Origin of the sequence: Funiculus sociatus GB2-C1, assembly GCF_039962115.1 — a bacterium.
GTDB classification, from domain to species: Bacteria; Cyanobacteriota; Cyanobacteriia; order Cyanobacteriales; family FACHB-T130; genus Funiculus; species Funiculus sociatus.
In genome coordinates this window covers 41,387-63,431 of record NZ_JAMPKJ010000007.1, presented here as the reverse complement: position 1 = coordinate 63,431, position 22,045 = coordinate 41,387, and the positions used below count along the sequence as shown (strand labels likewise).

Here is a 22,045-nt window from a genome sequence, read left to right as displayed (position 1 = left end):
CTAATTAAAAACTTTACCCAACATCATCTAATAAATGGTTGGGTTTCCCTATGGCTCAGCCCAACCTACGAATTACATATCCTAGATTAATTCTTCTAAAGTTACTTTCGACCCCGAAGAAAGTAAGTTTTCATTTCCCCTTTACCTTTAATTAGTACAGTCCCTCGTTCTTGAAAAATAAATTTCTCCTTTAACCGCTCATAAACTGTTGCCGTTACCTGAGTTTCACCGGGAATACCGCTTGACTCCATACGAGAAGCAACATTAACTGTATCACCCCAGAGATCGTAGCTGAATTTACTCAAACCAATAACCCCAGCTACTACCGGGCCGATATTAATACCAATACGCAGACGAAAATTATCGTTGCTTTGGGCGTTGAATCTAGCAAGAGCAGCTTGCATATCTAGTGCCATTTGCGCGGTTGCTTCAACATGATCTAATCGGGGTATTGGTAGTCCTCCAACTACCATGTAAGCGTCCCCAATTGTTTTAATTTTTTCCAGTCCGTGTTGTTTAGATAATAAGTCGAAATCACTAAAAATATGATTCAAAATTTCTACTAATTCGGTGGGACTTTGGTTAGAAGCAAAATCAGTAAAACCTACCAAATCGGCAAACATGACACTAACATCCGAAAAGCTATCAGCAATTACCTGGTGTTTTTTTTGTAACCGTTCAGCAATAGGCTTTGGCAAGATATTTAATAGGAGTTTGTCGGTTTGTTGTTGGGCTATTTTTCGGGCGGTAATGTCTGAAACTGTTCCTTCGTAGTAGAGTAGCTTTCCTTTAGAGTCACGCACTGCACGAGCATTTTCAGAAATCCAAATAATCTTGCCGTCTTTGCGGTAAACTTGAGATTCAAATCCTAGTACAGCATGGTTTACTTCCATTGCTTCCCTAAAATCGCGCCGCCGATTAGGGTCTACATAAAGCTGCTGTTCGACATTTTCGAGACTTGTCATCAAATCTGCCGGAGAGTCGTAACCGTAAATTTTTGCTAGTGCTAGATTGGCACTCAGGTAACGTCCACAAGGTGTAGTTTGGTAGATACCCTCTACCGCATTTTCAACAATACTGTGATAGCGTTCTTGCGTAATTCGCAGTATTTCTTCAGTTTGCTTGCGTTGAATTAGAGAAGCCAACTGTGTCGCAACTGCGGCTACTAAATTTATAATTCGGGAATTGATGGTCGCAAAATTTTTGTTGAAAAAAATTAAAATTGCTAATACTTCATCATCGAGTATAATAGGAACACCAAAACTAGATTTTAAGCCAAACTTAACAATTTGAGGATACCGAATAAATAGGTCTTTTTCTATAAAAACATCTTCTATCCACTCTGCTTGTTTTGATGCCCAAATTCTACCTTGAAAACCAACATTGGGAGCAGAAGCCACTGTTAAGCTGTGATTTTTAAACTCGAATAAACTAACCTCGCTACCATACCAAGCTTGGCTGCATTCTAAAACTTTGTTATCATCAGGAATCCAAGCTTCTCCATAATCCCATTGGATTGTCATACACACTAAACGCAAGACAGCTTGCAAAGCTGAGCGAACATCATCTTGGTGACTAATGGCTTGGGTTGTTGCAAGTAAAAGACGAGTTTCAACTTCTGCTTGTCGGCGTGCGTCTAGGTGCTGTTGCAGTAGTGTATTCTGCTCTATCATTTGTAACTGGAGTTCACGCAGGCGTAGTTGATTCTCGATTCGAGCTAAAACTTCTAAAGGCTCAAAAGGTTTTGTAATATAGTCCACTCCGCCGACTGTAAAGGCATTAACCTTATTTATAGCTTCATCTAAAGCACTGATAAAAATTACTGGAATATCACGAGTTTGCTTTGAAGCTTTCAGATGTTGGCAAACTTCATAACCATTCATTTCTGGCATATTGATGTCGAGCAAAATTAGATCAGGAGGATTGCTCTGACAAGAGTTTAGGGCAAACTTTCCACTAGGGGCAACTCTCACTTTATAGCCATTTTTAGATAAAATTTGAGTTAACAGTTTTAAATTGACTTGGTTATCATCTACTACTAAAAGATTACCTTTAGATGTAATAGCCTCTGTTGATTTCATGTTTTACCCCCAGGTTGAAGTAAAGTTAATAATTGGTCAAATTGATATTGGTTTGCTAAAGAAAGTAGAGCATTTGCCAAAACTTCATTTTGTAGATGCACTTGTTCTAAGAGTGTCGTAATTTGTTCCAAGTCTCCCTCAACGATCGCCTGACGCAACCTCGCCAATAAATCTTTAGGCAAAACGGCGATATCGGCGGCACTCAACGCTAACGGCTTGGCTGAAATTGCATTGGGTACAGCAGTTGATTCCTCATAAATAAAGGATACGTTTAAATGTTTGTGTAGGGTCTCAAAGATATCTTTTTCTTGGAAAGGTTTGCGGATAAAATCATCGCAGCCCGCTTCCAAAACAGCCGCTTTCTCAAATTCCAAGGCACTAGCAGTTAGGGCAATAATAACTGTACGGTGATTGGACGGGAATTGGGAATCGGGAAATCTTGCTTCCCTTGTCCCCAGTATTTTTTGCCTAGCTTGAATGCGTCGAGTCGCTTCATAACCGTCCATCACTGGCATTCGGATATCCATGAAAATTAAGTGAGGTTGCCAGCTTTCCCAGATTTCTAATGCTTCGGAACCATTGTTCGCTGTTTGCAGTTCAAAGCTCACCAAATTGAGGAGTTTAATCAACAATTGACGATTATAATCATTGTCATCTACAACGAGTATTCTATAGCAAGGTTGGTTGGGGGCTACGGCAATGACGCGGCGGCTTTGGTGCTGGTTTTCAACCTTGCTTGGGGCAACAATGCCCGCTGAAATGTCAAATTTAAACGTTGTACCTTGTATAGGTCTAGTAGTTTTGTTTTCTTTCGATTTATACGGAAATTGCTGGATTGTGGAAGCGGGAGATAAGGCGGAATTTTTATTAGAAATTGAAATATTGAGTTCCCAGTCAGCCAAACTGGGAGTGAAGGCTTTGCCGCGACTGATGACGGTCATTTCACCTCCCATTAAGCGAATGAATTGGTAGCTGATACTTAATCCTAAGCCTGTCCCTTCCTGAACTTGTTGACCGGATACGGTTTGCACGAAGGGTTGAAATAGATTGTGGAATTCATCGACAGCAATACCAACTCCTGTGTCTGAAATTTCAAAGGTGATTAGGGCTTGGGAAGAAGAGTTTTGAGAATTCAAAATTGAGAAATCAGAACTATTCTCAGCCTCCAAATTTACTCTGAGTAACACACTTCCGTGGGCGGTGAATTTAACTGCATTACTGAGCAGGTTAATCAGCACTTGCCGCAATTTTACTTCATCGGTGCGAATATGTTGGGGGACAGCAGAGGCAAGTTCAAATATTAACTGTAAGCCTTTATCTTTGGCTTTTAAAGAAAATATATTTTCGACATCAGCTAGTAAGAGGTAGAGGTCGAAGTTACTTTCATTAAGCGCCATGCGTCCGGCTTCAATCTTGGAGAGATCAAGCACTTGGTTGATCAGGGTGAGTAGATGCTCGCCGCTACGATGAATGATGCCGAGATTTTCTTGTTGTTCGGTAGAGAGATTTGTGGAGCGATTTAGCAGTTGGGAGAAGCCGAGAATGGCGTTGAGGGGGGTTCGCAATTCGTGGCTCATGTTGGCTAGGAAGCTGCTTTTAGCGCGGTTGGCGGCTTCGGCAGCATCATGAGCTAGTTGAAGTTCTTGTTGTACTCGTTTGCGATCGCTAATGTCTCGTCCTTCTGAGATGAGTAGTGTCACCTCTCCGGCTTCGTCGAGTATGGGACGGAGTGAAAAATCGATAGCAAGAACCCGATCCTCGCGGCCCAAAACGTCAACTTCATAACGAATAAATTCACCTTTTGCAGCTTGGGCGATCGCTACTTTTAATTGTGCTTGCGTTTCCGGGGAAATTGTCCACCATCTTGCTTCCCAGAACGGCTTACCGACAACATCCGACCGGGTAGCGCCCGCAAAATCCAAGGCTGTTTGGTTGGCTTCCAAAAGAATTCCATCCGGTTGAAGCAGCCCCACAAACTGAAAAGCTTGATCGAAGATAGCACGAAATCTTTTTTCACTTTCGCTCAGTGCTTCTTCTACTTGTTTGCGATCGCTAATATCCCGCCCTACGGCTTGGTATTCAACAATGCGACCATAATCATCAAATATCGCCCGGTTAATCCACTGCGTCCAACGCACCTTCCCCCGAGCAACCACCCGATTTTCGTTGGTGACGACGGGATTTTCCTGACTAACGCAATTGATGATTTGAGCCACATATTCGCGGTCTTGTTCAAACACAACAGGTTCGTAGTGATTGTTAATGAGTTCTTCCCGTGTTATCCCAAAAAACCGACAGAAGGCTTCATTGACAAAGCTTACCGTGCCGTCTGGCAATAACCGGACAATCAGTTCCGTCTGCTGTTCGAGGATAGCGCGATAACGGGCTTCTGATTGCCGCAATGCCGCTTCCGTTTGTTTTATTTCGGTAATATCTGTGGAAATCCCGCAGATGGCATAAATACTGCCGTCGTGATGTTTAAGGGGAACTTTTACAGCCAAAAAGTGACGCTCTTTGTTGTTAACAACACCGACTTCATCAAAACGAAGTACAACACCACTTTCAATAACCTGCCTATCATTCTGTCTGATGGATTGGGCCATCTCTTTTGAGTAGAATTGGAAATCATTTGTCCCGATAATTTCTGCTTCGGGAATGCCAAATAACTCTACGCATAAACGATTGGCGTAGATGTAGTTGCTGTTTAAATCTTTGATGTGGATAGATGCACCAACATTTTCTATAATTGCCGATAGTTTTTGTTTACTGTTTTGTAATGACAATTCTATCTGCTTGCGTTCGGCAATTTCCTGCTGTAATTGTGCGTTGGTTTGGGCTAGTTGAGCCGTGCGTTCAGCAACCTGGAGTTCTAGAGTTAGGTTGTAATCAGCTAAGAGTTGTTCTGCCTGTTTGCGAGAGGTGATATCAATGAGCAAACCATCCCAGACGATATCGCCATTGGGCTGCCGTTCGGGGCGGGAGGAGCCTTGTACCAACTTGAGGCGACCGGAGGGAGTAATAATGCGATACTCCATTAACCAGGGCTGTAGGGTCTGCGCTGACACCGTAATGCTTTCCCACAGAGGCGCGACATCATCAGGATGGACGATATCAAACGCAAGTCGGGCATCCTGCACCACTGCCTCTGGTTTTTGTTCGTAGAGTTCGTAAGTGCCTGAACTGGCATAGGTAAATTCGTGTGTCTTGTCAGGATGCAGCACGTAGCGATAAATAACACCAGGTAAATTTTCTGCAAGGCGACGGAACTTGGCTTCGCTTTGTTGCAGGGCAGCTTCTACCTGTTTGCGCTCCGTGATATCGGTGATAGTTCCTATGTAACTAATGACATTGCCATCAGCATCTTTTTGAGTGATCGCTTGCCCAAATACCCAGATAACGCTGCCATCCGGTCGCGCAAAGCGGTACTCGCATTTAAAGGGGATATTTCGCTGTAGCAAATTAGACCAAGTAGCCATGACGCGATCGCGATCGCCGGGGTGTAGATTCTTCGCCCAACCCGCCCCAAAAGCTTCTTCTTGAGAAACTCCGATCATTTCAAAACTGCGCTCATTCCCATACAGGCAATTGCCTTGGGCATCGTGGCGGAAAATTCCGACAGGGGCTGCTTTTGCTAAAGCAGCATAGCGTTGTTCGCTTTCTTGCAGTGCTTCCTGGGCTTGTTTGCGATCGCTAATATCGTGAAAAGCGGTAATGGCGTAGGCAACATTCCCCTGACTATCAAATACCGGAACTGTTCGCATCTCCAGAGCGATCGCTATTCCATCTCGACGAATTTCCATATCATCCACCATGACCGTTTCTCCCTGAAGCGATCGGACGCAGGGGAGGCGATCGCCCGGATAAAGTTGGTCAGTTCCCGCAAGATAAACTTGATAGATAGCAGAGCGATTTTCCTGTCTCGTGTCGAAAATCACATCTGTACCCAATAGCTGCTTTCCCACCTGATTTGTATAGGAAATACCATCCCGATTGATCACAGCCACCCCTACAGGTAACGCCTCCAACAGTTGATTTAGTCGCTCTTCGCTATTTTCCAGTGCCTCATTTAAGCCTTTCATCTCTGTAAAAGATACTTGCAGTTCTTTCGCCATTTGATTGAAAGACTTTGCAAGTTCCCCAACTTCATCAGAACGGTCAATTTCAACTGTTTTTTCCCACTCTCCTTTCGCAACTTCCTTGGCGGCGGTATTCAGGCGGAGAATCGGTTTAGTCACCCAAGAGGCAGTTTTCATGCTAATGAGTATTGAGCCAATTAAAGCCACAATACAAAATAGAATACTTCTTTGGTTATTGGCGTTTATTTGTCCCATGAAATCTGCTTCTGGAACAACCGCCACTATCAACCAATTCAAGCCGAAATCATCTTTCCAGGGGGTTACACGAACAAATTGGCGTTGGTTGTTTTCTTTAATTTTTAGCTGTTGACTATTCTTAATTTGGTCGAAAGTACCAAATTGCTTTGTTAAATAGCGAACGGTTTCCCGCATCAGCGGCTCTTTACTTGCCGATACTGGAATTCGTTGTACTTGCCCATTAACTACGGTGTAGTTTGGCTGATTACTTGAACTAGCTACTAATAATCCATTTGGTTCTAAAATGAATATCTTGCCGGAGCGACTAATATTTAAACGCTGCAAAAACAAACTAATATCGTTTAAGTACAAATCAACAGCAGTCACCCCGCTTAACTTACCAGATTGGTTATAAAATGGATTGACTGCCGTGATGGTCAATCCTTTGTTTGCCTCCCCAATAAAGGCATAAATTTCGCTCCAAGTTGCTTTACCTTTTTGGACAGCTGCTTTATACCAAGGGCGACGGCGCGGATCGTAGCTGGGAACGACATTTAATTTTTTGGTACGGTTTCCTTGGTTGTCTGTAGCGTAAGAAACATAACTACCATTGGTTGTACCGTCGGTTACTTCGATAATGTAGGAAAGGGTGCCATCTCGCCTAACTGGGCCAGCACCGATAAACTTGCCTTGTTTGTTACCTGTATAAATAAAACTAACGGAATTAAATGTCTCAATTCGTTTGAGAAAATAAGCGTCCAAACCTTGCAAGTTCTGGGAGTCTAGGTTAATTTTTCCTAATTCCAAGTCATCGGCAACGACTTGTGCAACTTTTTGGGGAAGTTCAGTATAAGATTCAAGGTGTTGCACAGTGCGATCGCTCACCTGGTTCATCAACTGATTGGCAAGATCATTCACCGCCTGTTGCCCATTTTTAAATGAGAAATAAGCGACCAATCCCACTGTGGCGGAGATTTGGACAACGAAGGGAACAATGAGAACTGTTTGCAGGGGGAGTTTTCCTACGACCTTGGTGACAGACCAATTTAGCCGTTTGAGTAACATAGTGCCTTTTATTTTTTCAGTTAGTAGCTCATGCCCCTGAAAATGAAGGAAGTTCTCGTTTAACTTCACATCTGGGTTCTGTAATGTTGGAGAGCAAACCTATTGCCGGCTAGATCGCCTTATCGGTCGCTGTTTTCTTCTTATAGATTTTCCCTGTGCGATCGCATCCACAGACTAGCCAGCTAGCTGTCTGGTTGAGGTAATAGACCTTACCATTGGGATGGACTATACATATCCCAACGGATTCTGAATGTCAACTACCTTTGGTAGGATAATATCTTATTCAAGTTAACATTTTTATCAAGGAGGTTTCCAGTAGGGCTACCTAAAACAAAAAACGCTGTAAAATTCTTCGCCCAAAAGGTAAAAAACAGTTGACAAATTCCAAGAATTTTGCGAACCTAAATAAAGAGCAAATTTTTGCGGGTATAGCTCAGTGGTAGAGCGTCACCTTGCCAAGGTGAATGTCGCGCGTTCGAATCGCGTTACCCGCTTTTTATAGTTAAAATAATAGCGGAAGCTGTGGCAGGTTTAGAAGTAAAGCTGCAAATCTTAGTATCTACGAGCCGTGACCTGTTTATACCAAGGTTCTCAGTGCTAAAATTCGCCTAAGTAGTATGTGACTTAAAGCGAATTTAGTAGAACCTTCCTCCAAAGGTGGTTGCTAGGTGTCTACGGAATCAACCGCTTGGATGAACCTGCTGCACAAACATACTTTAGGTAAGTGTTAAAAATTTTTGTTTAATTAGCGCTTGTGCCATCTCAGAAAGATCAGAAAATAGACTTAAATATCGATTATCCGTGTCCGTGCCGAAGGCGGGGGCGGCTCGTACCCATTACACTAACAGAAGCATTTGGCTGCGATCGCTGTCAGCAAATCTTCGTAGTAGAAGAAAATGGGTATGTAATTGAGCAACTTTCCACAAGCTATCCTTACAAGCGAAGTTGGCGGTGGAGCGGTCATCGCTGGAGTACCGCCCATCCCAGCCTGGGGGACAGCTACATACCGATGTCTTTAGGCATCATTGTGGTGGTGCTGATTGCAGGGCTTTTCTTAGCTCAGATTTCACCACAAGCGCCACAAAGTATCATAATTGTCCTATTTGCAATGGTGAGCGTGCTGGCGCTACTGCTGCCAGCGCTGATGATCTGGCTGACTCACCGTCGTTAGCGCAATGACTAACATTTTTAGATTGGCACCTGATCCGATTACTGCCGTTCGCCGCGCTTATGAAGCTTCCCTGGAATTAGCAACCACCAGGGGGGTAGACCGCAGTCGTGCTGTGGGAGCAATGGCGAAGGCGCTCTCCAAATCCCTAGACGATATTCTGGAAGCGAACACGCTGGATCTGGAAGCTAGTCGGGAAATGGCGGTACCAGAAATGATTTTAGATTGGCTGAAGCTGACACCGGAACGGCTTACTAGCACTATCCAAATTTTGCAACAATTAGGCGAGTTGTCCGACCCGATCCGGCGGGTGATGAATGCGACTTATCAGCTGGAACATTCCCAGACTTACTCTCAGCTGATGCCCTTGGGGGTGATAGCTTTAATTTACGAAGCGTTTCCGGCGCTGGGTGCGATCGCAGCCGGGATGTGTCTGAAAACTGGCAACAGCTTGATTCTTAGAGGCGGTAGCGAAGCCAGTCACTCAAACGCAGTCATTGTCGAAGTTTTACAGACTAGCTTAGAACAAGCTGGTTTGCCACCGGGATGTCTGGAGTTACTACCTTCAGATCAAGGTGCTTCCATCCGAGATTTAGTGACTCAAGACCGATATTTGAATTTAGTCATTCCCTACGGTCGCCCCAGTTTAGTGCAAAAAGTGGTGCAAATGTCAACCGCACCAGTCTTAAAATCTGCTATGGGCAACTGCTACTTATACTGGTCGCCTAGTGGCAGCTTAGACACGATCCGGAACGTAATCATAGACAGCCATCAGAGTGAACCTGACCCGGTGAATGCGATTGAGAAGGTTCTGATTCATACCCATTGCAAGCCCTCATCTCTGACAACGCTTTGGAACAGCTTGAAGGAAAAAGGGTTTCAACTCAGGGGAGATGAGGAACTGGTAGCAAAGTTTCCCGATCTGAAACTAGCTCTAGAATCAGAATGGAGTGAAGCTTATCTCAACAAGACGGTGGCGTTCAAAGTGGTGGATAGTATTGAGAGCGCCATCATTTGGATTAATCAATACAGCAGTGGTCACGCTGACTGCTTGGTTTCCGAATCTTACCAGGAAAGCCGCCAATTTGCCTTGGGGATAAATAGTGCCTCTGTTTACCTGAACTCTTCGCCAAGATTTTCCCGCAACCCAAAACGGGGAGACTCCCTGTTTCTGGGAATGTCCAACCAAAAAGGACACCGCAGAGGGCCAATTAGCTTGGAAACATTTACAACGGTTAAACACGTTGTGCAGGGACACAGTTAATGGCTAATGGCTAATTATTCAACCATTAGCCATTAGCCATTATTGTTCTTTACCGACGAGTTTTACCTTAGAGGCAAGACCTAAAGATTGCAGGAATTGAATCGTCATCCAAGTTAAGTCAATTTCCCACCATTTCATCCCGTGACGAGCAGAATATTGATAAGCGTGGTGGTTGTTGTGCCAGCCTTCGCCGTAGGTGAGTAACGCCACCCACCAACAATTAGTAGAGCGATCGCTAGAATCGTAAGTGCGATAACCAAACTTATGCGTTGCACTGTTGACAAACCAAGTGCAGTGAAACACTGCCACTAGGCGGACAAAAATGCCCCAAACCACAAACGGCCAGCCACCCAGTAAGTAGAGAACAACTCCCAAAGCAATTTGGATCGGGAAAAAATACTTTTGTAAAAACTGATAAACCGGGTCATCAGCAATATCTTTGGTAAAGCGAGGGATTTCCTTATCCGCTGGGACGTGATACAACCAGCAAGCCATGTGACTCCACCAAAAGCCCAAATTGGAATCATGGGGATCTTGTTCCTGATCCGAGTGCAGATGGTGCATCCGGTGCAAGCCCACCCAATCAATCACCCCTCCTTGGCAGGTTAGGGAACCGCAGAAAATGAGAAAATATTCCAGCCACTTAGGGACTTGAAAACTGCGGTGAGTCACAAGACGATGGAATCCGAGGGTAATTCCTAGTCCACCAGTCACCCAGTGAAGGAAGACAGCCACACCTACTGCTGCCCAGCTAAAATTACTCGGCAGTAAAGCAAAAAGCGCTGCTATGTGAATCACTGCCATAAAGATGATGACAGTCCACTTAGGGCGTAGGGGTAAGGCTTCCCTTACCTGTTCTTGGTCATTAGTTGTCGCAACAGTCATGCACTAACCTTAAAACGAATTTTACAGCCCCATCTGCTATCCAGATTTGGGATTTTGGTTTGATTTCCAGTAGAGGCAAGGCTAGAGCCTTGACCTTACGCCTGGGAAAGCAGATTTTGGTTTGGGGAAAATGCTCCAAAATCTAATATAAATAGAAAATCTCTTTTTCCAGGTGATGATGAACAGCTTTCAACAGCTACAGGAAGCAGAAAAGGCACTGCTTCCGATTTTTTCCGGAATCGACGCGACAGTCAAGCAAAATCTCAAAAAAGTGCTAGAAGCTTTTCGTCACCATCGGGTGGGAGCGCATCATTTCGCGGGTGTCAGCGGTTACGGACACGACGATCTAGGGCGAGAAACGCTTGATAAAGTGTTTGCCCTCGCCGTGGGAGCCGAAGCAGCTGCGGTACGGGTGCAGTTTGTTTCTGGTACTCATGCGATCGCCTGCGCTTTGTTTGGCGTTCTCCGTCCGGGAGATGAAATGTTATCAGTTGCGGGTGCGCCGTATGACACATTAGAAGAAGTCATTGGAATAAGAGGCAAAAATCAAGGCTCTCTACTTGATTTTGGCGTAAATTACCGAGAATTGGCTCTTACTAGCGAAGGAAAAATAGACTGGCAAGCGTTAGCTCATGGCGTAAGCGATCGCACTCGTCTGGTTTCGATCCAGCGTTCGTGCGGTTATTCTTGGCGTTCCAGCCTCTCAATTGCCGAAATTGAAAAAATTGTCTATTTAGTCAAACAACAAAATCCCCACACCGTCTGCTTTGTTGACAACTGTTACGGAGAATTTATTGAAGATCGGGAACCAACCGCCGTTGGTGCTGACCTAATGGCAGGCTCTTTAATTAAAAATCCCGGTGGTACGATTGTCACAGCTGGCGGCTACGTTGCCGGACGAGCAGAATTAGTGGAGGCTGCCGCCTGTCGCTTAACAGCCCCCGGAATTGGCTCTGCTGGCGGTGCCACCTTCGATCAAAATCGCCTGCTATTCCAGGGATTGTTCCTCGCCCCGCAAATGGTAGGAGAAGCCATGAAAGGCAATCACCTCACAGCTTACGTGTTTGATCAACTAGGCTACCCAGTGAATCCTTTGCCAATGGCACCCCGCCGCGATGTGATTCAGGCAATCAAACTCGGTTCTCCAGAGAAGCTGATTGCCTTCTGTCGGGCGATTCAACAGCATTCACCCATAGGTTCCTATCTGGAACCAGTTCCAGACGAAATGCCTGGTTATGAGAGCCAGGTAGTCATGGCTGGGGGTACGTTTATTGAGGGCAGCACCTTAGAGTTTTCCGCAGATGGCCCCCTGCGAGAACCATATGTGGTGTTTTGTCAAGGGGGAACCCATTGGAGCCATGTAGCGATCGCTCTTGAATCCGCGATTGAAGCCATCGGCCCAGCTTAGAATAATTTCGTGCCAAGACGCAAAGGCGCAAAGTTTTGCGTCTTGGTGCGAAACCTTCAAGATTCCGGCAATTTATACTGCCCGACAATTCGCTTGGCATATTCGGGTACGTGCGCCTCTAACTTCTCCGGATGATTGCGCTTCACGTACAAATAATTGCGGGTGAAGTGGGAATCAATCGAGAAACGGGCATACTCTAAACCTTTGGGGCCAATTTTTTCAATAACGACTCCCATCAGCTTTGCCGCCCACATGGGAAGAGTAACGCCTTTATCGTAGGCGGGGATACTTTGTTGTACCGCTTCTTTGCGGTTTCCGTGGGACATCACTGGCTGCGTGTCTATCTGATCTTGCACCAAATCCAGCATTTCTTTGCCAGTATCATTCCGCACCACAATCCACTGCCAGCCAAAGGGAGCGCCCATGTAGCCTACGACTAAATCTGCCAAAGAATTGACGTAATCAAAACAGCTCATGCAAGAAGGAGCAAAGACGTCCTTCAACTGGTTTGTCTTCAATCCAAAGAAAGGCACCATTTCCATAGAGCCATCTTCGTGCTTAAAGTGAACCCGGAAATCTTGCATAAACTCGTAATGCACAACTGTATCCGGGGAACGGCTAGTGGTTTCCAAGAATTTTTGCAACCCGGCGCGGTTAACATTATCGACACAGGGCGTACCCAAAACATAGAGCTTTTCTAAACCTAGTTCTTTTTCAACGGCTCGTAATGCCTGGATTTGGCAACCAACGCCAATTACCAATAGCCGCTTCATCCCAGATTGCTCGATTTGCTCCAACACCGAAAGATTAGGCGACAGCGTTGGTTTATTCACTCGCGCTGCCAGAATTTCCTCCGCCGTCCGAGCAATTATCGGCATCGGCTGAAATCTGTCTTCCTTAGTATTCTGGACGCAGACGACGCCCTCAACCATGCCGCGATTGAGCATTTCAATGGCAATGGTGCTGACAATTCCCGTCCACTGCGCCCCCTCAATTGGCTCAGTTTTCCGCGCCGCCATCATCTCTTGACTAACCCCAAAGTACCAATCATCGGGATTATCTAGATTGCGGCTTCTTCCGTGGATTTCTTCTTCTAGTTCCGCTATCTGCTGATTAAGAAATGCACACGCTTCCTTGACATAGTGAATATAGTATGTGTCGCACAGTCCACACTCGCTACAGAGTTCTTTAGCAGGGCGACGGCTAGAGGCTTTGAGGGCTTTGGCTTTATCGTGAGGGCGCACCGAAGTCATATTAAGGGCAGTTTATTAACTAGAAACATCTATCTGAGCAAGATAGCCCAAAGCTTACTTTTACACAAAAAGCCAGAAAGATGATGAAAACTTCAGTAATTATTACGAAGCATTAATAATTTACTTAGTTTAATTTTGAGTAAGTTCTACTACCCAGATGTAACTGCGATAGATAGCTGAGCGGACACCAGAGCTTGTGAATTTTCATATTCCTTAAAAGGCAAGAAACTCATGGGATTATTCGAGCGCATTAGCCTAAATGCCAGAGCAAATCTGAATGAAGCGCTTAGGAAGGCTGAAGACCCAGAAAAAATTTTGGAGCAGTCCATCATTGATATGCAGGAAGAGCTAGTGCAGTTGCGTCAGGCAGTTGCCAGAGCCATTGCGACGCAAAAACGGACTCAGAAACAATACAACCAAGCCCAAACTGAAGCAAACAACTGGCAACAACGCGCTCACCTGGCTATCCAAAAAGGCGATGAGAATCTTGCTAGAGAGGCGCTGGTACGCAAGAAGACACACGCCGAAACTGCTGCTACCCTGAAAACCACTTTGGATCAGCAGAAGGCTCAGGTAGAAAATCTCAAGCGCAACTTGATTGCCCTGGAAAATAAAATTTCTGAAGCTAAACAGCAACAGGATAGGCTCAAGGCACGGGCGCAAGCTGCTAAAGCCAACGAGCAGTTGCAAAACACTGTGGGACGCTTGGGAACCAGCAGCGCGATGGGAGCCTTCGAGCGCATGGAAGAAAAAGTTTTGGAACTGGAAGCCCGTTCTCAGGTGGTTACTCAACAAACTCCTTCTTCTGTCGAAACTCGATTGCTGAAGCTTGAAGGTGAGCTTAAAGCCATGAAAGCTCAACTACTAATTCAGCAGACAGCTATTGTGAACAGCCTTACACTGAATTCCACTGCTTTAGAAGAAGTGAGAGATATGCTTCAGGAAGTTCGTTCCCAGTCTAGGATGGAACTGGCTACTAAAGATTTTCTTTCCCAGCCCACGCAGGAATTAGTTTCCCATAATTTAGAAGAGCAATTTGCCATGCTGGATGGCAACGACGTTGATGATGAATGGGAGGCGCTGAAAGCTCAGATAACTGGTTCTTTTACAACCCAAGTACAACTACCGCCAGCTAACCCAAATACTACCTTTAAATCTAATTCAGCAGTTGATAACGAATTGGAAGACCTAAAAAAGCAACTAGATAACCTTTAACAAGCAGACTGTCTAATAGCACATAGACTCGTTTACCCTGCTTCATGATTGAGGGCAGATGGGAAAAAGCGCGATCGCTTTCCCACTTTCCACTAAAACGCGAAACCCAGCTAGTTTTGATAGCTGGGTTAACAAATTTACACTAAAACCCTATCAAACAGGGCGAACATCAAGACAGCCTTCTGCATAATTAACTTCTGGAACTTTACCAGCAATCATGCGCGATACAGTTTTGCCATTCGGAGAGACAAAAACGAGACGGAAGTCTTTGTTAGCAAAGCTGCTTGGTTGAAGGACCCAGGCTTTACCTTTTTCGCTGTTGAGAAGGCGACTTACCTGAATTTGTCCGGGATAAGCAGACTTAATCGTGCTTTCTGTATCGTCAACTTTGATACCATGAACCGTGGTAATTTTATTGGTTTCAACTTCTACCGTAGCGATACGGCCTTCCGTGACCATGAAAGTAACACCCTCAGGCCCATTTGCTGGCTTGTAATAGTCACAGACGCGATTGGGATTTTGCCGGGATGGAACTATTTGAGTCCCAGCAACGCTTGATGCCTGAGCAACAGTCATGTTAATTTTAACTGACCCAAGTCCGTCAATCGATAGTCCCGATTCAGTTGTCAGTTTTTCGGCTTTCTTGAGGCAAGTATTCTCGCCACTTTGATCGCTTAAGCAGTTGCCATTTCTATCCAGAATAATAACTGAATTGATAGTTGGAAATTGCTTAAGGGTGTTATTAATAGAGCTTTTTTGACGAGCATCATCTCCAGTGCCTCCTGAAATTACCGATTTACAAAATTTCAGTTTGGCCGTTCCATTCGTGATAGAAAGTGTAAAATCTTTACCACAGTTGGAAGTGCCTTTGAATTCAATAGGATCACTCAAACCACGAGCTTTTTCCTGACTTGTCGGCCCTGCGATTAATTGCTCAATAGCAAACTGAGCAACGCTGGCACTTGAAGTTGTCCGCAAAACTGGCTCAACATAAGTGAAATCTTGACTGGTTCGGATGTTTTTAGGAAAAAAAACTTTAACCTTTTTGACGGCTGCTGGAGCTTGGGCAGATACGGCTGGAGTTGCTTGTTTAGTTAGATTGGTTTGTTGCGAGATAGTTGCGTTAGTTAATGATTCAACGGGTGATAGTCTTTGTGACGACATTGCATTTATTGTTTGGCTACCACAGCCACTAATTCCCACAAATGCCACGAAAAGACAAAAATTAAGTAAGGTTGGTTGGCGCATAAAGATTTTCATTCCGAAACTTGGGAAGCTTTACTTCTATACCTTAAAAAGCCTTCAGCATAAAAGTAAGCTAATTATGTGTCAATATTTAAAGTGACATTTGAAGTCCACTAAATGTTTCCGGCTCCAATAGCAGAAGCACTTTGTTTAGAAACAAACATTTTTATATAGTTGCGAGACTTTGGGATAGTTGCCAATCGACTATTTTTTTAAGAGGTGTCGAGGACAATTTATGTAGTGGCATAAATTGATTAAAGGAAAAGTAGGGACACGGCAATGCCGTGTCCCTACCTGCGCCCTACAAGGAAGGCTGGTCTTGTTAGTTCGGTATTGGACTCAACTGCAAGCCCCTATCTTTGAGCTGCTTGCAGATTAGTCTTACCAAGGATTGCCAATCATAGTAAATGCTGCCCAGTAATAGGGATGAGTAAAAGTTGTATTTCTTAAATTTGATAATTCAGCCGGGAGCTCCACCCTTTGTTTAGAGCTATATAAATATCCTGACTGCAAGCGAATTTGCCCCTTAAGCATAGCGATTTGTGCCTGCCGCAAAGCCTCTGCCTTGATAGGTGACTTCTTCAACTGCTGATAAAACTCGGTCATCACTCCTAATGTCCCTTCGTCGCTGATGTACCAGAGACTTGCTAGCGCTGACTTAACGCCTGCTTGTACCGCCAATCCAGCAAACCCCAACTCAGCTTCTTCATCTCCCAATGCTGTGCGACAGGCACTTAGTACCAATAATTCTACGGGCGGGTTATTCCAGCCCAAAGTTCGCAGTTGGTCGAGGCGTAGTTGTTGATTCCACAACTGGATATAAGAATTACTGATGTCTCCGGGCTGAAATTCGGCATGAGTTGCCAGGTGGACAATACCAAAAGGCTGCTTGGAACGCTGGCTTTTAAGATTTTCTAGAGTGAAGCCATCGTTAAGAAATGACTTACCTTGCCACAATTGCGTAATCGTAGCTAACTCCACTGGTACCGCTGGTAAAGGCTTTTGATTAGAAAATTCTGAACTACCCATTGCTAGGAGTTTGGAGTTTTTGATGTTTGTGTAGCGGGTGTCAGTTAAGGTGAGACTGGGCATCAAGCTGAGGCTGTACTTTTCCACCAAAAATTGTTTGCCATCATGAAGAGCAGCTAGGGGCATGGAGCGTAAACCGGAATCTAAAATAAATACCAGATTCTGGATGTCTTCAGCTTGTAAATCAGCCTCTAGGGGCGCTATCAGCCATTGATAGAGTTGCTGGGAAGAGGTGAGGTACCCCTGCTGGCTGGCAACATTTTTGATTTTGTTACTAAATTGTTGCGCGACTTTGAGCGCTTGCGATCGCTTGACACCAGTCACCTTGCGAATGGTTTTCCCTTTGGCAGTCACCAGAACCAGTTCCAGTTCGTCTTCTGGACTTCTGAGTTCAGAGTTTGGATTTTTGATTAATTCTGAATCAACGGATACTTTGACAGCAGGAACAAAAAAGACGTAAATGATCGCTGGTTTAATGCCTGTTGCTGAATGGATTTTTCCCAGCTGGTTGCGAATATCTGACAGGGATGAGGGGCCGCGAGTGATCGCTGGTTGTTTAAGATGTTGCTGAAATTGCTGGGTGAAGTTCTGTTCTAACTCCCCAATCCGAAAGTCAATCGAATCTGAGTCCAGATCGTTATTGGGGGAAATTTGTAACGACTCAAGCTGTGAATCAATTAAAGCTGTTTGGCTTGGGAACGAGACATCCGGGGGTGGCACTACAGGTGGCATCACAACATCCGGGGGCGGCACTACAGGTGGCATAGCAATCGGAGGGGGTAGCACTACAGGTGGCATCACCATTGGAGGGGGTAGCACTACAGGCGGCATCACCATTGGAGGGGGTGGCAATTCAGGCGGCATCATCGGGGGACGCGATACCGGCGGCGGGAAATCGGTAATGATTTTAATATTGCCTAAAGTGTAGCTGCCGGGAAACGATTGGTTGGGCGCGATCGCATAATTTCCACTCGTCAGAGAACCGCTTGTCCCGTTGTTGGTGGCATCACCCACATTAAAGGGAGTGTTTCGCAAACCACCACCGTGCCGAATTGTAATGTCTCCTCCCCTTACCCCCCCGGCTGTGGAAATGCTTGCTATTTCCTGATTTTGGTCGGTAAAGGTGCCTGTAGCCAGAAAAAATCTCTCTGTGGTAATGTCTACATTGCCGCCAGTGCCATTGGTGCCGCCTTGGGCGTTAATGGAGACGACTTGGATATCGCCAGTTGGATCTAAAGTGACGTTACCGCCATCCCCTAAACTAGAGCTATCGATCGCACCAGTGGTAATTGTGTTACTAGCAATAATATTGATGTCTCCACCCTGAGTCACTCCTGAAGAATTCAGGTTTCTGGTGCTAACAGATCCTTGAAGGCTGGTAAGGTTAATTCCCCCATTGGCGGTGATGTTGTTTGTGGTGATGTTCTGGTTTGCCAGTAGAGTAATGGAGGCATCGCCTAACCCCGTAATCGTTCCAGTTGCGGTGATGGAACCTGACAAAAGTGGCGATCGTATGCTCACTGGATCGTTGAAGCTGATGTCACCCGATAATGCGATCGCGCCTGATCCGTCAGCTTGTCCGATAGTTATTGAGTTGAAGCCATCTGCAAATGATGTTCCTGTCGCTGCGATCGTTAAATTTTGACTGGGTGTTAAAGGTTGCAATCCCAAATTCCTGCCGCTACCGCTGACTGCGTTCCCCAAATTAATCTCAGCAGCTGTCAGTGTCGCGTCAGATAGCAACTCTAAAGTGTCCTGAAAATTTATCTGACTTGCGTTGACATTTCCATTAATTTGTGTATTCCCCAGAGCGTCGGTGCTGAGGATATTTAGGGGATTGTTACTGCCGACGGCACCGAGAAAGGTCGTTGTGCCTGTGCCTGAGTTTAATGTTAAGCGTTGATTTCCATCAACACTGCCGTTGAAGGTGATATTTCCACCGCCAGAATCGAGGGTGACATCAGTAACAAGCTGGATATTATTGCCCAGAGTGATGTCAGTACCGCTTGTAGCGATGCCAGCGTTTAAGGTTGTGGAGGCACTGTTGAGGGTAATTGAGGCGTTCCCTGTCCCAGTAATTATGCCATTAACAGCGATCGCGCCGTTGGGAGACTGAATCTTCACCGGATCGCTGAAGATGATGTTATTGGGGATGGTAATCGTCCCGCTACCGTCAATTCTGCCGATGGTAAGCGAAGCAAAGCCATCTTGCAATAAACCCAACTCAGTTGCAGTCAGATCCAAAGCAGTTGTAGTGTTGTCAATTCCACCGATAGCGATCGCACCGTCTGGCGTAAACGGTTGAATAGTAATATCCCCAGTCCCGCTAATCGGTCTATCTCTCGTAAAATCAATTTCATTGCTAGTTAGGGTGATATTCCTCCCCTTCAAAGTGCCAGTTTGATCGGAACCAGTCACATTGGAACCGCCTAAAATAATGCCATTAGCTGCCGTGAGACTAATATCACCAGTACTGCCAGCAGCGCAAAAAACACCCGAACTTGAAATACAAGAGGCCACGCTACCTTCGGCATTTCTCGCAGTAGTATTAATCGTGCCACCAGTGCTGGTAATGGTGATATTCCCACCATTTAAACCACCTCTGGTCTGAATGTCATCGCTTTCAATGTTGCTGCCAGCAGTGATAGAAATATTGCCACCAATACCATTTTCACCTCTAGAGAGAACATCTAGAAATGAAATACTGCCAGCAGCATTGAAAGTGATATCGCCGCCATTTCCATTACTACTTACTGACACATTACTATCATTAATAGTAATGTCTCCCCCCGCATCTAAATTAATATTGCCGCCATTACCTGAACCTGTTAAACTATTCCAACTAGCACTAATTCTGAAAATATTAATATTGCCCTTAGCCTGCACAATTACAGGGCCAGCATTTACACCATTAATGTTAGTTCCCGTGTTGATTCTGCCAACCTGAATACTGCCTGCTGGCAACAAGCCGGTAGCGGGGGATGAGAAAGGTGCAGAAATATTAACAGGATTGGCTAATTCGTCCACGCCCGCCCGCAAAATCAATGCGCCATTTGTAGTCGGATCGGTTAAAAGGGCAATATCTGGGTCTGAACCCGGAAGTATGTTAATGTCTGGCCCTGTAATCGTAATATTGCCACCCTGGATGCTACCTTTAGCCTCAATCTTGAGAGCGACACCACTATAATTTCCGAAAGAAACATTACCATTAGAGCTGATAATTGGGTCATAGAGACTAACAAAGTCTCCTGGTTGACCTGACAATTTCAGCATCGACAAACTACCGCCACTGGCAAAGTGAGTATCCCCAGAGATATTGCCATCGCTAACCAGATTCAGGTCGCCGCCGCTAACGAAAGGTGTTTGTGAAAGATGATTTAGGGCTAGGATATCAATGTTCTGATTGCCCTGGATGAAGAGATTGCCTCCAGCATGGGCGATAAAGGGATTCGCCACACTATCTCGCACCCGCACCGTATTTTGAGCCAACAACTGTAAGTTGCCAGTTGTCAACAGCTGGCTTTCCACCAGAGTCAGGTTGTTAGCTGCTGATAGTGTAGCTGTTTGAGTAGCGATCGCTCCCTTGATTGCTACATCTCCATTTTCTACCAACAATCCAGAGCCTGTCAGTCGCACTTGACCATTGTTGTCCAGTGTCAACCCCGTGGCATTCCCCACACCAGAACCCGTAAGCAGTTGGGGCAAAGATAAGGCATTAGGATTTCCAGTCTCCAGTCCCCTGTCCCCAGCCCCCACCTCCAAATTCAGCAGATTTCCCGCCAAAGAGATACGAACCAAGCTTTCACCAGGTACAGCGGCAACGACGATTTTACCGCCTGGTGCTTGCAACTCTCCTGTACTAACCACAGTGCCGCCCAGCAACGTGAGATTTTGATTGGTGCCTACAGACAGCTGACCTTCGTTGATAATGGTTCCAGGCTGGGAGGTGTTGAAGACAAAAGCATTAGGATTGCCTACCAAAGCAGCATAATCATTGCCGCCCATTGTATTAAACCAACCGGAATTAAAGCCGATACCAGTAGCGGTGGTGGCAGTAAAAGAGGCAGGCACATTAAGAATAGCGTTTGCACCAAAAACGATGCCAGCTGGGTTGAGCAAGAATAAGTTGGAGTTGCCGCCTGTAACCTGGATAATACCGTTAATAACCGAGGCTTCTCCACCTCCTACCCTGCCAAAAATGTTCTGGATGGATGGGTTTGAGAGAAAGTTGACAATCTGGTTTTGGTCGATGCCAAACTTGGTGAAGCTGTGAAACAGATTCGCTTTGTCTCCCGATAGCTGACCGCCAGTGATATTGTATATAGAAGTTCCCGAAGGACTGACAATCGTTCCTGTGCCGTCAGATGCTGGAACTATGGTTTGTGCCAGCACGTATTTGCCGCCTGTTGCTGCTGCGACTAAAAATATACCTAAAATTTGGCTAGTTCTTCTGAATCCTAATTTCACAAGCTCTTTTATGTTTTGCTGAATCTCCTAGAACTCGACTTGGTGCAAGTCCGGTTCTAGTGTGGTGAACCTGACTGCTGCCTGCCTGAGTGGATCTAAACTAACTCCAGATACTTGTAGGCAGCAGCCTGCAAACGTTGGATAAATGTCTTTTTTGCCTTCCTCCTTACACTTCTTTTCCCCTAACTCTGAGCCTGTTTAAACTCTTTTAAGTAAGACTCAGGTTTACGGTTGCACTGTTATATTAATTTACGCACTCAAGGCTATTTTGGGTTGGGTAGACTTGACCCACATAATGTTAAGTGAGTAAAAATTACTGATGGCTCAATCTACAAACCTTGCCGATCAGTAGATTATCATCATCTTTAAATTAGTGTCTCTGTCTTGGGCAGAGGATTTAGCTTCTGGCGGTAGAGTAGGTATTGCTTTACAAATGTAGTGACTGGTGGGGAAAGCCCGCTCTACTACGCCTGTTTATTTACGCTCACCTACTTAGCACAGTGCGATCGCGTACCATCCTCAGAATTTTCTAAATGGCATCTGGGGTATCTGCTGATTTCCCAAGGCAAAAAATTCCTTCCGCTCTGATCGAGAGGATGTTTAGCTTTTTCTAAGCTAACACTACAGTCATAAACAATTTATAAAGTTAACA

At 45.3% G+C, this 22,045-nt stretch carries 9 protein-coding genes, 1 tRNA gene and 1 pseudogene; 5 read left to right on the top strand and 6 right to left on the bottom strand.

Annotated features, from left to right (window positions below; all coding sequences use genetic code 11):
* Positions 1-101: 101 nt before the first annotated feature.
* Positions 102-2,081: an adenylate/guanylate cyclase domain-containing protein gene (locus NDI42_RS05365; protein WP_190451830.1), complete on the bottom strand. Its 1,980-nt coding sequence runs from the start codon at positions 2,079-2,081 to the stop codon at positions 102-104.
* Positions 2,078-7,459 carry a PAS domain S-box protein gene (locus NDI42_RS05360; protein ID WP_190451829.1) on the bottom strand — a complete coding sequence of 1,794 codons (5,382 nt, stop codon included), beginning with the start codon at positions 7,457-7,459 and terminating at the stop codon, positions 2,078-2,080. The genes NDI42_RS05365 and NDI42_RS05360 overlap by 4 nt, the downstream gene beginning before the upstream one ends.
* A 422-nt stretch (positions 7,460-7,881) precedes the next feature.
* Here NDI42_RS05360 and NDI42_RS05355 point away from each other — a divergent pair.
* The 3 genes from NDI42_RS05355 to NDI42_RS05345 all read left to right on the top strand — a co-directional run bounded on the left by NDI42_RS05355 (position 7,882) and on the right by NDI42_RS05345 (position 9,891).
* A tRNA-Gly gene (locus tag NDI42_RS05355) sits at positions 7,882-7,953 on the top strand.
* A 260-nt stretch (positions 7,954-8,213) separates the two neighbouring features.
* Positions 8,214-8,630, top strand: coding sequence for a hypothetical protein (locus tag NDI42_RS05350; RefSeq protein WP_190422557.1), 417 nt, complete (start codon positions 8,214-8,216; stop codon positions 8,628-8,630).
* Positions 8,631-8,634: 4 nt separating this feature from the next.
* On the top strand, positions 8,635-9,891 hold the full coding sequence (locus NDI42_RS05345) for a glutamate-5-semialdehyde dehydrogenase (protein WP_190451827.1): 1,257 nt from the start codon (positions 8,635-8,637) through the stop codon (positions 9,889-9,891).
* A 39-nt stretch (positions 9,892-9,930) separates the two neighbouring features.
* Here the strand turns inward: NDI42_RS05345 and NDI42_RS05340 are convergent, their stop codons facing one another.
* Complete coding sequence (locus tag NDI42_RS05340; protein WP_190422561.1) at positions 9,931-10,776, bottom strand: acyl-CoA desaturase; 846 nt, start codon at positions 10,774-10,776, stop codon at positions 9,931-9,933.
* Between the two features lie 178 nt (positions 10,777-10,954).
* Here NDI42_RS05340 and NDI42_RS05335 point away from each other — a divergent pair, with 178 nt between their 5' ends.
* Positions 10,955-12,184 carry a methionine gamma-lyase family protein gene (locus NDI42_RS05335; RefSeq protein WP_190451938.1) on the top strand — a complete coding sequence of 410 codons (1,230 nt, stop codon included), beginning with the start codon at positions 10,955-10,957 and terminating at the stop codon, positions 12,182-12,184.
* Between the two features lie 56 nt (positions 12,185-12,240).
* Here the strand turns inward: NDI42_RS05335 and NDI42_RS05330 are convergent, their stop codons facing one another.
* Positions 12,241-13,437 carry a Coenzyme F420 hydrogenase/dehydrogenase, beta subunit C-terminal domain gene (locus NDI42_RS05330; protein WP_190451825.1) on the bottom strand — a complete coding sequence of 399 codons (1,197 nt, stop codon included), beginning with the start codon at positions 13,435-13,437 and terminating at the stop codon, positions 12,241-12,243.
* 231 nt (positions 13,438-13,668) lie between these two features.
* Here NDI42_RS05330 and NDI42_RS05325 point away from each other — a divergent pair.
* Positions 13,669-14,304, top strand: a pseudogene (locus NDI42_RS05325) (PspA/IM30 family protein); the annotation flags it as partial.
* Positions 14,305-14,805: 501 nt separating this feature from the next.
* On the opposite strand, the gene NDI42_RS05320 reads toward NDI42_RS05325, so the two are convergent.
* Both NDI42_RS05320 and NDI42_RS05315 read right to left on the bottom strand, forming a co-directional pair.
* The gene (locus tag NDI42_RS05320; protein WP_348231373.1) at positions 14,806-15,912 is read right to left on the bottom strand and encodes a GerMN domain-containing protein; all 1,107 of its coding nucleotides are present in this window, start codon (positions 15,910-15,912) and stop codon (positions 14,806-14,808) included.
* Between the two features lie 366 nt (positions 15,913-16,278).
* Positions 16,279-21,393, bottom strand: a complete 5,115-nt coding sequence (locus NDI42_RS05315) for a CHAT domain-containing protein (protein ID WP_199310992.1) — start codon at positions 21,391-21,393, stop codon at positions 16,279-16,281.
* Between the last annotated feature and the right edge of the window lie 652 nt (positions 21,394-22,045).

Excerpts from the sequence above, each read along its gene's own strand:
- NDI42_RS05330 (WP_190451825.1), bottom strand. The coding sequence starts at position 13,437 with ATGACTTCGGTGCGCCCTCACGATAAAGCCAAAGCCCTCAAAGCCTCT.
- NDI42_RS05365 (WP_190451830.1), bottom strand. The coding sequence starts at position 2,081 with ATGAAATCAACAGAGGCTATTACATCTAAAGGTAATCTTTTAGTAGTA.
- NDI42_RS05345 (WP_190451827.1), top strand. The coding sequence starts at position 8,635 with ATGACTAACATTTTTAGATTGGCACCTGATCCGATTACTGCCGTTCGC.
- NDI42_RS05360 (WP_190451829.1), bottom strand. The coding sequence starts at position 7,459 with ATGTTACTCAAACGGCTAAATTGGTCTGTCACCAAGGTCGTAGGAAAA.
- NDI42_RS05320 (WP_348231373.1), bottom strand. The coding sequence starts at position 15,912 with ATGAAAATCTTTATGCGCCAACCAACCTTACTTAATTTTTGTCTTTTC.
- NDI42_RS05335 (WP_190451938.1), top strand. The coding sequence starts at position 10,955 with ATGAACAGCTTTCAACAGCTACAGGAAGCAGAAAAGGCACTGCTTCCG.
- NDI42_RS05340 (WP_190422561.1), bottom strand. The coding sequence starts at position 10,776 with ATGACTGTTGCGACAACTAATGACCAAGAACAGGTAAGGGAAGCCTTA.